The organism is Sorlinia euscelidii (assembly GCF_036452135.1).
In the GTDB taxonomy this organism is placed as follows: domain Bacteria; phylum Pseudomonadota; class Alphaproteobacteria; order Acetobacterales; family Acetobacteraceae; genus Sorlinia; species Sorlinia euscelidii.
This window is the reverse complement of sequence record NZ_JAWJZZ010000001.1, coordinates 718,013-732,361: the sequence shown is the minus strand read 5'-3', so window position 1 is coordinate 732,361 and position 14,349 is coordinate 718,013. Positions and strand designations below refer to the sequence as shown.

Here is a 14,349-nt window from a genome sequence, read left to right as displayed (position 1 = left end):
TTCAAGTCACGCCCCGCCCGGCAATAGAAGTCACCAGATGATTGAATAATGCGAGACTGTATAATCGGTCGCATTTGGATCGGTGATCGTGATCGTCGTTCCGCTGGTTTTCACTGTCACGCCCCGATTATCAACGACGGGAAGGATTACCCCAAGATTACCTTTATCCTTCACCCTTCTGACTTCGAGAAGGGGCGTTCTTGTCGGCAGGTTTTTCACGGTGACAACCACGCCGTTACTCGTCGCCTTGACAAAAGGTGATGCAGATACGGGGGCGGCGGGTTCGGACGCGGGATCGTCAGTCGGGGCCGCGCTGCTTGGCGTATCTCCCGACGAGGGCGGCGTGCTGTCGGCATTGTCCGCGTTCTCATCCGCTTTGACCTCGCCGAGCCAGTGCTCACGGCTCCAATCATCTGTGATCTCTTCATATTTTCGCCCGGAATCAACGTAATATTGCCGGTAATATTTCTTGTTCGGCGGCGGGGAGGCCGCTGCTGCGAGGGAAACGTCTTTACGAAAGTGCGCGACGAGCACATTGACCGCATTCGTGCCGCGACCGGACAGGATGTAAAAATCCTTGTTTGAATAATCCGGGGAGGCGAGGAGGTTTGGCGTGCCAAACATCTCCTTATAAAGTCCGAAGGCCTGGGCCGCATACGTGCTGAAACCATTATATTTGGGATTGAGATAATTGGGCTCTTCATTGAAAAGGCCCAGAAAACCTGCATCACCGCGATAATAATACGCCTTATCGACGCTGCATCTGTTCATTGTGATGAAGCTGGCCGCGATAAAAGCCGCGTTCTGCGACGTCTGGACTTTCGTGGCGTTCTCGATGGATGCAAAGGGGGTGATGTTCCATTCAGAGCAGATGCTCTCCGCCGACTTGAAGCCATATCTGTCGAGCAGGGTGCGTTGGACCTTTGCGCAGGTTGCAAACTTCCCCGGGTCTGTCGTCAAATGCGCGTAGTAATGCCAGGACAGGAAGTCGAGCGGCACGTTATTTTTCTGACAATAGGTTACAAGGCCCTTTGTATAGGCGCCCGTGCCGTTCTCGCCATCAGCGACGCCGGGGCCACCGACCTTCGCAGTCGGGTCGATCGATTTGATCTTCCTTGCGACCTTCTCATACATTTCGTAAAATGTAGCGGCGTTCCCGCCCCAGAAAATCAGAAGATCAGGCTCATTCCAGATTTCCCAATAAGCTATTTTCCGGGGTATGCCGGAAAGCGAAATATCCGCAGAATATCGTTTTACCGCCTCGCCAATCAAATCAGCATATATGTCAATATCTGCCGGAGCATTGGCCCCGCCACCGAAGGAGCGCCCGATGCGGAACATGACATCGCGCCGAATATGTCCCGGATTGAGGCTCTCGATATTTTGCATCGTTTTAGTGATGTAATAATCAGTGGGCTGCCAGTTCGGGTTCGACGCTGCAAGCGTCCCGTCATGTTTACGCATGCCCTCATGAGCATGGGGGAAAATGGCGCGTTTATTCATCATGTCAGCGATGAAGGTCGCAGCCCGTTTCTTTTCTGAGGATGGCACTGCCAGAAGTAACTGGCTGGTAGTGTCAGTTGTGGACGCGTCATTTTCAATATCGCCCGGACCGAAAATGTCATGTAACCTGACGTGGCTGACCCCGAGCTGGTTGAATTGATCCTGAAGATCGGGAAAGCCAGGCATAAAGGAAATTGGCGTGCCGTTGACGCCATTAATGTCTTTAATAAGACCGTTTCTTCCTAAATTTTTATCGGTAACATTTGCATCAATGTTTATTTGTTGCATCTATTTCTCTTTTTATTATTTTTATACTGATATTATAGTTTTATTTATAATTTATTTCAACCGCCTGATTCACTTTTTTTTAACATGTGGCGGTTTTTTTTAATCATCGGTGGGCACAGCGTGCTTCATCCGCAATCACGTCGATGACGTGCCGATCTGCAGGGGGGGGTGCGCTTCAGCGCGCCGCCCGCATCCTCCGCTGCGTGGGGATGGCGGGTTTCAAAGCGGACGGGAAATTGTCAGATCCACGCGGGACCGGGTTGCGACATCAATGAAGGGTCGGCGCAGCGAACGCGAGTTGCTGTTCCTTGGCGAATTCCGGCCAGCGTGCCTGCGCCAGAGCATTCAGGGACGGCATGGGCAGGTTCATCTTATCGGCGTAGATCCACAGATAGGTCAAAGCGTTGCGCACGTAATTCCGCGTTTCCTTGAAAGGAATGGTCTCAAGGAAAAGCAGGGGGTCCCGGGCGATGTCATCATTATGCGTGTTGTTTTCCCACCGCGCGATGGCGCCCGGCCCCGCATTATATGAGGCCAGAGTGTGCAACAGGTCTCCCCCTTCCGGCGCGGATTCGGTGCGGGCAGTCAGGGCGGCGAGATAAGTCAGGTACTTCTGCCCGATATCGAGATTAATGGCGGGGTTGCGCAACTGCCCGACCATATCAGACGGGACTTTGATGATGGCGACACCATTCGCATTGAGCGAGGGCTTTGGCCCGACGACAAAACTCGCTGTCTGGGGCTTGATCTGCATCAAACCATGTGCGCCGCCGCTTGATGCGGCTTTCGGGTTGAAATTCGATTCGATTTTCGTCAGCGCATAAATCAGCGCCGGGTCCATCCGAAAACCGTGTCGCGGCGCAAGATGGGGCATCGGAAAGCCGGGGAGCGCCGCAGGCTGCGCTTCACTCGCGGCGAGGATTGTCGCCACCTGACTCGCGAAACGCTGCAAACCAGCTGCTGAAGCGACAAGTTGCACGGAGTGGCACATCGCGCGGTCATGCTCAATGTCGCGCCACATGCGTCGCAAAACCGCTTCAGCACGGGCCGTCTCGCCAATCTGCAGCAGGGCGAATAATTGGCGTCCCTGCGGTGTGGCTTCCACGGCCTGAATATCCACTTCACCCATGACCGGCACGGGGTTGCTCATCGCCGCCCGGCCTGCATTGGAGACGATCTGATGGGGGCGGGGTGATGGGCGCTGTTTGCTCGTCTGACGCGCCAGGATACCGTAAAACGTGTCAGGCATGGCGGCGGCACGGCGCAGCCAGGCACGGGCATTTACGACGTGGCCCAGGCGTTTCTCGACGCGCGCGGCCCAGTAAGAGGCGCCTGCCTTGACCGTCACCTGAGAGAGCGGCGCATCGGCCGCCAGGTTGAAGAGCACCAGCGCATCCCGATAGCGATTATCCTGCCACGCCGCCAGTCCGGCGACGAAGGCGGCGTAACCTAACTGGTTCTTCGACGCGGCAAACCCCGCGACAGCGGTCGATAACGCGAAATCATTCTGGCCCGCACTCAAGGCGCCCAGCGCAATTTCCGCATAAAGCTGCGCACGGTAGACAGAGCTGATCCATTTTGTGGTGTCGACAATATGTCGCGCGCGCTCAAGGGCTGGTTCCGTTTTCGTGAGGCAGTCGGCAATCATCCGATCCAAAGCGGCATTGCGCCGCAGAGAGGCAGCGACCGGGTCAGGCTCCGGCATGGCGTCAATCGTGGCTTCCGTGTCGGACGGGAGGAGGGGCGAGACAAAATGTTGTAACCTGACCGTGCCTGGCGGGCTGATCTCAATCAGCCGTCCCTGAATGGCCTCCGCATCCGCGTAATTGCCGTAAGTCGCCAGCCAGAGCTTGAGCTGCGGCGCATTGGGATGAAAATCCGGGTTGAGATAGCGTGCGGCCAGCAAGTCACCCAGCAGGACCGGGTCATGCGTTGCTTCGCTATAGCGGATCGCGGAGATGAAATCACCCTGCCGCTGGGCCTGAAACGCCTTGCGCAGCGCGGCGGCATCCGCCGCCGAAAGGGGGCGCGGCAACTCATGCCCTGATCCGTGAGGACCGAAGGATTGCGGGATGGCGAAGGCGGTTTCTTCGACCTGGGATGGAACTTTGATACCGGTTTGCATCGAGGTTCTGGACGTTTGGGCCCGTGAAGGTGCAGCTGAGAAGCCCGCCAGAAATGCGACGCTCAGCACGAAGGCGCGCGCGCTATTACTCGATGCGAAAAGAGAGGTTTCTCGCATAGTGGAGCGGGGAATACGGGCTCACAGAGAAAATTGCAAGTCTAAATTTGTGGCTCAAAAGCCCCAGTCTGAGCATCTAGCCGGATTTTCTCATATATACTAGTGCGCTGATCGGTATTAAATATTTATTTCCCAATCGGGATTGCGCCATTAATAAATGATGCTTAAGGCGCTAAATTTGCGGCTATTTTCTGCTATCGACAAGCGTGAGGAGATCCCGCCAGAAATCCTGGCGCGCGCGGCTGCTTGTCAAAATCTGCAAAGGGTGACGCATGGGGAGCAGGGCATAAGTCCTGCCGAGAATATCAACGTCCATCCACTTTCCCCGCACGCTGGTCAGGGGCGTCGATTCGGCCTGGACAAGCTGCAAGGGGGTGCTGCCCATCGTCACAATCTGGCGCGGACGGATCTGGTCAATCAGGGCTTGCAACTCAGCACGGGCTGGCACGATTTCAGCGGGGTTGAGATGTCGCCCGCCGGGGGGGCGCCAGGGCAAAGCCGGCGCAAGCGAAATCTCGGCGCGTGATAAATTGACGCTGGCCAGCATTTTATCCAGAATTTCCCCTGTCTTCCCGGAGAAGACGATGCCACTTCGGTCCTCATCGGCATTTGGCACCTCGCCGATCACAAGCAGTGACGCGGAAGGCACGATCAGGGGAGTGACGACAGACATCGCCGTGCGCGCCAGACCTGCCAGAACCGGGTGACGCGCCTCATCCGAAGGCGGCCCCGTCTGCCCACTGCGCGGCGTTGGCGCCTTATGTCGGGTCTTCGCGGTCGTCGCTGTCGCAGGCTCCGGGCGCGATGTGCGATCCGGGTCCGATGGAGGGATGAACGTCGCGGACGATTCGTTCGGAGGCGCAGGGCTTTCCTGGATGGTGGCGGCAAACGGTTGTTGCGCGACCGGCTCATCCTGTAACCAGCAGGTTACGCCCCAATTTTTGTAAAAATCAAGAAGCGCCCGTATCGCCGCCGCGGAAGGGGGGGAAGCGCGGCCGCCGGGTGTGGTGACGTGTCGTGATCATCTTGCGACATGCGCGTGCTAACGACTCCCGAATTCAAGCATGGTGACGGCCTCGCGAGACGCCTCGGCAAGGGCGATCGCAGGATTTAAGTTTATCGCGTTTCAGTTTAAGATGTCTGCTTATGCAAACCAAGCTTCTTTTCCTGCGGCGGTCTCTGGCGTCTTTTCTGCTTGTCCTGCCGACCGCGTGTCATGCGGTGGGTCAGTCGGCGCAGGCGGGCCGCGCGGTCAAGCCCGGCCTGTCGCAGTCGGGCGCGCTCCTTGGTGCTTTGATCTCGATCCGCCGCAATGATGTCGCGACGGCCAGCAAAGCACTGATGGCGGCCACCCGCTCCGGCGCGCCAGAGCCATTGCGGGAACTGGCCCTGCTATACGCCCTGATTGACGCCAAGCCGGAAGCCGCGCGCGATGTGCATCGAATCGCCACGATGCAGCGAAACTCGCCGCTCGCGCATTTTACGCTGGGGACGGAAGAAATCGCGCAGGGGCAATGGCCGGGCGCGCGTGCGCAATTCACGCCACTTATGAAGGGGCCGCATTCCGTCTTTAATAATCTTGCGGCGAGCCTCGTCGCGCTGACCTGGTATGGACAGGGTGAACGCGCCAAAGCTGTAGCATCATTGCAGGAATCAGGTCGCAAGCCGGATGACTGGCTCTCGCGATTTTTGCTGATGCGCGTGATGGCGGCGGATAATCCGTCCAACCCCAAGCTTAAACCCATGTTCCAGGCGGCTGCGCGCCAGATAGACGCGGCACCGACCGTCATTCAGATCTGGTTTATCCAGTTTGAGGCCGCGTGGCAGAATGCCAATGAACATAGTGACAAGGCGCTCTCATTATTGTCACGCCTGCGTCAGCGTGATGCTTCTAAAATTTTCGCGGCAGGCTTGACGCCGGAATATCTCACCCTCCGGCCTACCGGGCAGGAAATGGCGGCGGAGATCCTGATGCTTTATGCCAGCGCCCTGAGTGAGGCGACATCTCTCGCCGCGTCCGGCGCGCAAGGCCCGTCAATTGACCCTGAGGCGCTGCAACTCGCTAAACGCTATCAGAGCGCTGTGCTCGGACGGGCGCTTTATCTTTCTCCGCATTTGACGCTCGCGCGGTTACAACTCGCCCAATTGCAACGTGACGATGCCCATCTTGGTGATGCGTCGGTAACCCTCTCCGCCGTCACGCATGATGATCCTTTTTACATCGCGGTGGCGCTGCAGAAGCTTGACCTCGCCTTAAGACGGGAAGATACGGGCGCCGCGCTGAATGAGCTGAAAGAAGTCAGCGCTGCCTTCCCGAAAGATGTGGATTTCCTCACCATGCGGGCGACGCTTGAAATGTCCCTGTCTCAATTCGGGAATGCCTTGCAGCACTGCAACATGGCGCTTCAACGCATCTCACCGACAGATCGCCGTCAGGGGGAGCTGCTTTATTGCCGCGGTGCTGCCCGGGAGAAATTAGGGGACCGTGATGCGGCAGGACGCGATTACAATCTGGCCCTTGAGCATGACCCGGATAATGCCGGCCTTCTGAATAATATTGGTTATGGCGGCATTCTGCGCCAGGAGGCGCCGGAGAAATCCCTCGCCCTCGTCAGGCGCGCGCATGAGCTGAACCCGGAGAGTTCGGAAGCAAATGACTCCTATGGTTGGGGGCTGATGATGGTGCACGGCGATGTCGCCACCGCCCTTCCCCTGCTGACAAAGGCCATTGAGAAACACCCGGATGATCCTGAGATCGGCTATCATCTTGGTGTCGCCTACTGGTATCATGGCATGGAGGATGAAGCGCGCACGGAATGGACCCGCGCGCTTGACGCCAAACCGGATGTTGCGACTCATGATGCCCTCACTGCCGCTTTGAAAGGCGCGCCGCCACCTTTGGGCACGCGCATCATCACGCCGCATCATGCTGGGCGGGATGCTCGTAAATCGGACCCATCCAAACCATGAAGCGGGAAAAAGCGCACGCTAAAATCAATCTCTATCTCCATATCACAGGCCGCCGGGATGATGGCTACCACCTGCTCGACAGCCTCGCGATATTCGCGGCTTCCGGCGATGAACTGACGGCTTCGGCCGCCCCTCTGCATAAATCGCACCCCGACGACGTGACGTTGGAAATCGACGGGCCTTTTGCAGATGGTCTGGCAGATTGTGACGATAATCTCATTTTGCGGGCCGCGCGCAGCGTTAAGCGGGTTCGGACATCCGGGTTGGCGTCAGGTTTGCTCCTGACACTCACAAAAAATCTTCCCGTCGCTTCCGGCATTGGGGGTGGGTCTGCGGATGCCGCCGCGGCGCTTCGGATCATGGCGGCGCATTGGGAGGTCGATGAAGCGCAGATTCCCGCGCTCGCGCGGGAATTGGGGGCGGATGTGCCGGTCTGCCTTAAGCAGCGCCCGGCGCGGATGCGCGGCATTGGGGAAGATCTATCCGCGGTACCCGCCATGCCGCCTTTCCATCTCTTACTGGTCAATCCGGGGATCGCTGTATCCACCCCGGCGATTTTCACATCCTGGAAGGCCGATCACGGGCGCTTCCGTCAGGAGGTGGAACTCCCTCCCGCATGGCCGGACCTCGACGCGCTGATCTCATTTCTGAATCGAACGACGAACGACCTGCAGGACCCGGCGCGGGCGAATTATCCGGTCATTGACCAGGTCCTCACCCTTACGGCGTCATTGCCGGGGTGCCGGATGGCGCGCATGAGTGGTTCCGGCGCGACCTGTTTTGGTATCTTCGCAGCGGCTGAGGAAGCCGCGCAGGCGGCGCGACAATGTCGTGCAAAAGGATGGTGGGCGGAGGCTGGCCCGGCTCTGACCTGAACCGCATCACGCTGCGCCTGAAGCGCGCCAGATCGGCCGCCATGACGGCCATGTCATTTCTTGCGGGGAAAGCGCGGGGGCGCGACATAGCCGAAGGCATAGAACAATGCCAAAGTAACAATAGTCCCCAATATGTAGCGCAGGCGATGGGTCAGCAGCACAGGCTTGCGCCCGCGAGGGCGAAAAGGCCTGGCCTCATGCGGCCCATGCGCCGCAAACGCACCCTCGACGCTTTGTTCAAGATTATCCTGATGAGAAGCTTCCGAAGGATGATTTGCTTTGCCCAGCCCTCTCTGCCGGGCGACGCCGCGACACGCATGAAAAGCGTCGCGGAGCTGCGGTAAAAACGCACTGAGAAATTGCGGAATAATGGAGGATGCCCCCACCGTCACGTCGCGCTGTCGGCTGAAAATCGCCCGCGTGATCGCGTGAGCTGCGACTTCCGGCTCATAAATCGGGCCGATCGGCTTCAATTGGTGGCCTGACCGATTGCGGCCCCATGTCCAGCGCGGCGTGTTGATCCAGGGAAGATTGACCATCGTCAGGGTGATGCGGTCGGAGAGGGCGCGTATTTCAGGCCGAACGCAATCACAGAACGCATTGAGACCGGCATGGGCGCCATTATTCGCGCTCTGAAGGGGGAGACCGCGCAGGCGCGGGGCGAGGCCGATATTGACGATCTGCCCTTCACCACGGCGGCGCATGACGCGCAGGGCGGCGCGCGTGCCATTAACGGCCCCGAGATAATTCACCCGCATGACCTGCGCGTAAGCCGACGCTTCCAGAGACAAAACGGGGCCGGTGGCGGACACGCCGGCTGCATTGATCCAGACCGTGATCGCGCCAAGCTTCTCCTCAATCTGGTCGGCCGCCGCCTCCAGTGCCTCGCCATCCGCGACATCAACCGGCACGACGAGGGTTTTGACATCGGACGGCGCAAGCTCCGCCGCCGCAGCCTTGAGGCGTTTTACATCGCGCCCCATCAGCGCGATGTCAAAACCATATTCTGCCAGCAGGCGGGTCGTGGCGCGCCCGATGCCACTTCCCGCTCCGGTGATAACGGCAACTTGTTGCGGCATGGCGAGCCTCCTGTTTCAGAAATAGAAAACGACCGCGGCACCACCGATAATCAATACGAGCGCAGCGAGAAGGACCAAAGTGAGGCGCTTCTCGATGAAATCACGGATCGGTGCGCCGAACAGACGCAATAAACCGGCGACGAGAAAGAAACGACCCCCCCGCGTCACGATACATGCGAGAAGGAACGGCCATATCGGGTAATGCGCCGCCCCGGCCGCGATCGTGACGATCTTGAACGGTATCGGTGTCAGCCCCTTCAAGAGGATGATCGCCATGCCGTATCGCAGGAATTTCTCCTGCATTGTCAATAACGTATGGGTCGCGTGGTAAAATTCTGCAATGGGCAGGGCAACGTAACTGAACAGGAAGGCCCCGATACACCACCCCATCAAACCGCCAAGGACGCTCCCGACCGTGCACATCGTGGCCAGCCGCCAGGCTTTGCGGGGTTGCGCGAGCACCATCGGGATCAGCAACACATCGACCGGGATCGGGAAAAAAGACGCCTCCGCAAAAGCGACGGCGAAAAGCCACCATTTTGCGTTGGGTGCGGCGGAAAGGGCGAGAATTTTATGGTAAAGACGTTGAAGCATGACCTCAATCACGTCAGTTGCGTTGACCTGTCATGGCAGAACTGTCCATTTCTGTCGAGGGCGCAACCAGGTCGGATCGTGTTACGGCCTCTGGGAAAAGAGCGAGGCGGGTTGCACCGGGTGGTCATCCGCATCGCATGGCAAAATGAGTGTCGCGCGCAGGCCCCCTCCGCGCGGTTGGCAAGGGTGATGGTGCCGCGATGGGTCTGCATGGCGGAGCGCGCAATCGCCAGGCCCAGACCATGCCCGCCCGTCTCCCGGTTGCGACTTTTCTCTCCGCGCGTAAAGGGCTCAAACATGTGATCACGCTGGTCCTCCGGCACGCCGGGGCCATTATCCTCAATAGTGATGACGGCCTGGCGACCTCCCTTCCGGGTCGCCTCCAATCGAAGGGCGATTTGAGCGCGGTCACCATAGATCAGCGCGTTGAGAATAATATTGCTGAGGGCGCGCTTCAGCAGCAGGGTTTGCGCGCGGATCGTGACGGCGACTTCCTGCGACGAGAAATCAATCTTCTCGACATCCTCCGGTCGACTTGCCTTGATGTCTGCCACGACATCCTGAATGAGCCGCGTCAGGTCAATCGGGATCAGCGGGTCATGGTGCGTCGGATCACGGCCGAGCGCCAAGGTCGTTGCGACCATTTTCTCCATTTCCGCGAGGTCAGCCGTGAAGCGCTCACGCAATTCCGGGTCTTCAATGAATTCCGTCCGCAATTTCATGCGCGTTAACGGTGTACGAAGGTCATGGCTGAGAGCGGTGAGGATCAAGGTGCGATCACGCAGGAAACGCCGGATACGTTCAGCCATGAGGTTGAATATGTGCGCGGCGCGCCGGATCTCTGTTGCGCCTTTCTCCGGCAAAGGCGGGGTGAAGACATCCGTGCCGAGTTTCTCCGCTGCGGATGACAGCGTGCCAATCGGCGTGATGAGACGTTGCGTGCCAAGGGCGATCACGACTCCGCCGCCAACGGCCATCGTCAGAAGCGCCGCGAAAAACGTCCAGGAGCCGAATGGATTGGGGGGCGGCACATGAAACCGAACGACAAGCCAACGATCCTCATCGCTGCATCGCATCGACATGGAGAAGAGGTGAGAACGTGTCCGGCGTTCAAACACGATGGCGCGCGGCCGTTTATCGCCCGCCAGCATCATCAGTCCGACGAGATCATGCGCTTCAGCGACGCTGTCAACTCGTTCCCCGTCGCGGTCATAGATCAAAAAGACGCGCGGGGCGGATGGGTGATCCTGCCCCGCATATGTCGGGTTCCGATCGCCTTTCGTGACTTCCGGCACGAGCTGAAGGGACCCGCTGCGTGGCGTGGAGGGCAACATGGAAAGATATTGCGGCGGGAGGGGGCCTGAGAATTTTTCATCAGGTCGGTCGGACAATTTGACTGAGAAGCTTGGCGGCAGGCGCAAATTCGCCACGGCCTGCGTACGCTCCCGGATCGGCAGCGATGTAATCACTTGATAAATCGACAGGGCCCGGTGTTTGCTTTCCTGCATGACGGCGCGATCTGTCAGCCAAAACCGATCCAGTGCATAAATGCCGAAGCTGAGACATTGCACGCAGGCGATACCGAAAAGCAGAAGGAGGTTGGTCCGGGCTTTAAGAGATTTCGGGACCAGCCAGTTGAAGAGAGATGCGGGTCGGAAGGCACGGTTTCGCGGGTCTTCGGGCGCACGGTCAGGCTCGGGCGATGTCATGCGTCGGGCACCGCATGCACTGTTGCGGCCAGAACGTAACCGCCGCTGCGCACCGTCTTGATGATGTGTGATGCCGCGCCATTCCCCGGCGGAAGGCCCTGCTCAAGCTTTCGACGCAAACGCCCGACAGCGACATCAATCGCCCGGTCAAAAGCGCCGCTTTGCCGCCCGCGCAACAGGTCTGAAAGCATGTCGCGCGTCAGGACGCGGTTGGGACGTTGCAGGAAAAGGCGGAGAAGATCATATTCCCCGCCTGTCAGGGAGATTTCTCCCCCCTGCGGGGAGAGGAGATGACGCCGGTCAAGATCCAGTCGGTAATCGGCGAAGGTGATGATGCCCTCATTCAGGGCAAGCGGTTTTTCCGGCGGGTTGCTGCGTCTCAGGACAGCGCGGATGCGCGCGAGAAGCTCCCGCGGGTTGAAGGGTTTGGCAAGGTAATCATCCGCGCCCAGTTCCAGCCCCAATATACGGTTGGTCTCATCTCCCATCGCGGTAAGGAAGATAATGGGCAGAGAGTCATCTTCCCCGCGCAACCATCGCGCGATGTCGAGACCACTCTCACCGGGGAGCATGAGATCAAGCACGGCGAGTTGGTAATGTCCGCGTTCCCAGACCTGACGCGCCTCAACACAGTCACGCGCTGTGGAAACGCGGAAATCGTTTCTCTCAAGATACCGCGCCAGCAAGGCGCGGATCTCGCGATCATCATCAACGACGAGAAGGTGGGGGCGCGTGGACATCGTGGTGAAGATGGACGGGATGGGCGACGAAATACAAGTATCGTTACCTATCGTTACATTTCGTCCTGCAGCCATGACGGCACGGGGAGGTTCTTCTGACGCAGAAATGCCGGATTGAAGAGCTTCGACTGATAGCGTGCACCCCCGTCGCAAAGGATCGTCACGATATTGTGGCCCGGGCCCAATTTCCGTGCTGTGCGGGCCGCGGCGGCGACATTAATGCCCGATGAGCCGCCAAGGCTGAGACCCTCTTGCATCTGCAGCGCGAAAATCAACTCAAGCGCTTCCGCATCCGGGATTTTTTCCGCATCGTCAAATGTGACGCCCTCGAGATTTCCCGTCACGCGGGATTGGCCAATCCCTTCCGTGATCGAACTGCCCGACGGGGTGAGATCACCATTTTTGACCCAGCCCGCCAGGCCGGAACCTTCCGGATCCGCCAGGACGATGCGCGGCCGCGCGCGACCTGCCGCGCGTGACGCGTCTGCCAGACCCAAAGCGACGCCTGCCAATGTGCCGCCCGTGCCGCACGCGCAGGTAAATGCATCAATCCGGCCATCCAGTTGCGACCAGATTTCCGGGGCGGTCGTGCGTCGATGACCCTCACGATTAGCAATATTGTCGAACTGATTGGCCCAGACCGCGCCGGGCGTTTCTTCAGCAATGCGCCGGGAGACATGGACGTAATTACCCGCATCGCGATAGGGTTTTGCGGGGACAAGGCGCAGGTCCGCGCCGATCATCCTCAGAAAATCGATTTTTTCACGGCTCTGCGTTTCGGGCATGACGATGATCGTGCGATAACCGCGTGCAAGGGCGACAAGGGTCAAGCCAATGCCAGTATTGCCCGCTGTCCCCTCCACAATGACACCGCCCGGCTTCAATTGACCGCGTGCTTCTGCGTCAGAGATGATTGCCAGCGCGGCACGATCCTTGACCGAACCACCGGGATTCATGAATTCCGCTTTGCCGTAGATTTTGCATCCTGTCGCTTCGGAGATGCCGCGCAAAAGGATGAGCGGTGTGCCACCGATGGCGTCAGACATGGAGTCAGATGTCCGGGGCCAGCCCTTGATGTTAAATTTTTTGGTCGCTGCGCCCGTTATATCTGACATACTGCCTTCCATCTTGTCGTGACTTCCTCAAATTTATGGGAAGCTGTTGAGATGGGAAGCCAGCGTCACGGTTTCAATGCGCGCCGCGTCAATACTGCGTTACGCCGATGGACAAGTCACATCCCGGCATCCGGCTCCTGCTCCGCATCATATCTGACTTGCAGGACAGTCAGCCAGTTATAACGACTGTCATAACTTTGCCCGGAGCTGTCCGCCAGCCTTCCGGCGGCGTCCGTCGGGACGTGCGTGAGGGCGACAGCGTCCATGACATTGCCCCCGATCATACTGATCTGTCGGCCGAACGGCGCCCCGCTCTGACCGGTGGCGACGATGATGCCACAATGGGACGGGAAATTCCGCGCGGTGGGAAGCATCGCGTAGGTGATATCGCGGCTGCGCCCGCGCCCGACACAGATGAGATCACCCAATTGGGGCGCGTATTCGGAGGGTCGACGCGCGATCAGGCCCGATGTCTGGCCTGAAACGGCAGCATTGATGTAGGTCGCGTGATTGGGAGAATAGGGAAAGCGGCTATTCGCGCCATCGATCCGCATGACATAGGAGATAAAAGCTGCAGACCACGCATAATTACCATCATCCCGCGCCGGAAAGCGCCGCCCCGAGCCATCCTGCTTGCCCGTCCAGCCAACCTGATGGGCGCCCGCATTTTGCCCGATCCACCAATACTCGCCCACGCGCTGCCACAATCCGGGCATACGTTCCGGCTTGAGGCTGGGGTCCGCATTATCGGGCCGGGATTCCGGGTCATCATCCACGACGGGGCTGCCAAACAGGCGCCATTCTCGCAGGGCGATGGCGACCGCATCCTGCCGGTTGAAGGGCTCATAATTTAGTGTCGCAAAGTCCGGCGCGTGATTGTAGCTGGACCAGCTTGCGCGGCCATCCGCGTCATACACCACGCCGCCGGATGCCCCGGCGGGGCGGGGCGGGGCGCTGCATGCGGACATCATCAACAGGGCGCTGACCACGGTCATGACAGGCAGAGCGTGCCTCCGTGACGGGGTTTTGCTGCGCATTGAGGGCAAAAAACTGGCCGACAATGGTGAATCGGTTTTCAAAAGAAGCTCCCGGATCGGCGATGCGTGTGATCAGATCATTCACCTTCACGCGGTCAGAACCCACAGCGTCGCGGTCGAGACCGAATTCCAGAGTCGAAGAATGCTCACGATTCAACGACGCTGTAAAGTCCGAGGAGTTGCCTTTCCGGGGGGTT

Annotated in this window: 12 protein-coding genes; 2 read left to right on the top strand and 10 right to left on the bottom strand. The window is 58.9% G+C overall.

What is annotated here, in order from left to right; genetic code table 11:
• Window positions 1–30: 30 nt before the first annotated feature.
• The 3 genes from CGLAMM_RS03425 to CGLAMM_RS03415 form a co-directional block, all read right to left on the bottom strand.
• Complete coding sequence (locus tag CGLAMM_RS03425; protein WP_418115340.1) at window positions 31–1,689, bottom strand: GH39 family glycosyl hydrolase; 1,659 nt, start codon at window positions 1,687–1,689, stop codon at window positions 31–33.
• Between the two features lie 370 nt (window positions 1,690–2,059).
• Window positions 2,060–3,916, bottom strand: coding sequence for a lytic transglycosylase domain-containing protein (locus CGLAMM_RS03420; protein WP_394819303.1), 1,857 nt, complete (start codon window positions 3,914–3,916; stop codon window positions 2,060–2,062).
• A gap of 301 nt (window positions 3,917–4,217) precedes the next feature.
• A complete protein-coding gene (locus CGLAMM_RS03415) occupies window positions 4,218–4,706 on the bottom strand; it encodes a uracil-DNA glycosylase (RefSeq protein ID WP_418115339.1) in 489 nt (162 codons plus the stop codon).
• A gap of 473 nt (window positions 4,707–5,179) precedes the next feature.
• Between CGLAMM_RS03415 and CGLAMM_RS03410 the strand changes: the two genes are divergently transcribed.
• Both CGLAMM_RS03410 and CGLAMM_RS03405 read left to right on the top strand, forming a co-directional pair.
• On the top strand, window positions 5,180–7,003 hold the full coding sequence (locus tag CGLAMM_RS03410) for a tetratricopeptide repeat protein (RefSeq protein ID WP_394819305.1): 1,824 nt from the start codon (window positions 5,180–5,182) through the stop codon (window positions 7,001–7,003).
• Window positions 7,000–7,878: a 4-(cytidine 5'-diphospho)-2-C-methyl-D-erythritol kinase gene (locus CGLAMM_RS03405; protein ID WP_394819306.1), complete on the top strand. Its 879-nt coding sequence runs from the start codon at window positions 7,000–7,002 to the stop codon at window positions 7,876–7,878. The genes CGLAMM_RS03410 and CGLAMM_RS03405 overlap by 4 nt, the downstream gene beginning before the upstream one ends.
• A 53-nt stretch (window positions 7,879–7,931) precedes the next feature.
• On the opposite strand, the gene CGLAMM_RS03400 is transcribed toward CGLAMM_RS03405, so the two are convergent.
• From CGLAMM_RS03400 to CGLAMM_RS03370, 7 genes are all read right to left on the bottom strand, one after another.
• The gene (locus tag CGLAMM_RS03400; RefSeq protein WP_394819307.1) at window positions 7,932–8,957 is read right to left on the bottom strand and encodes an SDR family oxidoreductase; all 1,026 of its coding nucleotides are present in this window, start codon (window positions 8,955–8,957) and stop codon (window positions 7,932–7,934) included.
• A gap of 15 nt (window positions 8,958–8,972) precedes the next feature.
• Complete coding sequence (locus tag CGLAMM_RS03395) at window positions 8,973–9,551, bottom strand: YqaA family protein (protein WP_394819308.1); 579 nt, start codon at window positions 9,549–9,551, stop codon at window positions 8,973–8,975.
• 8 nt (window positions 9,552–9,559) lie between these two features.
• Window positions 9,560–11,260: an ATP-binding protein gene (locus tag CGLAMM_RS03390; protein ID WP_418115338.1), complete on the bottom strand. Its 1,701-nt coding sequence runs from the start codon at window positions 11,258–11,260 to the stop codon at window positions 9,560–9,562.
• Window positions 11,257–12,000, bottom strand: coding sequence for a response regulator (locus CGLAMM_RS03385; protein ID WP_394819310.1), 744 nt, complete (start codon window positions 11,998–12,000; stop codon window positions 11,257–11,259). Before CGLAMM_RS03385 ends, CGLAMM_RS03390 begins: the two co-directional genes overlap by 4 nt.
• Before the next feature lie 53 nt (window positions 12,001–12,053).
• Window positions 12,054–13,046, bottom strand: coding sequence for a cysteine synthase A (locus tag CGLAMM_RS03380; RefSeq protein ID WP_394819311.1), 993 nt, complete (start codon window positions 13,044–13,046; stop codon window positions 12,054–12,056).
• 185 nt (window positions 13,047–13,231) lie between these two features.
• Window positions 13,232–14,110 (bottom strand): DUF2272 domain-containing protein, encoded by an 879-nt coding sequence (locus CGLAMM_RS03375; protein WP_418115337.1) that lies wholly within the window; start codon window positions 14,108–14,110, stop codon window positions 13,232–13,234.
• On the bottom strand, window positions 14,025–14,309 hold the full coding sequence (locus CGLAMM_RS03370; protein WP_418115336.1) for a hypothetical protein: 285 nt from the start codon (window positions 14,307–14,309) through the stop codon (window positions 14,025–14,027). Before CGLAMM_RS03370 ends, CGLAMM_RS03375 begins: the two co-directional genes overlap by 86 nt.
• Window positions 14,310–14,349 lie beyond the last annotated feature (40 nt).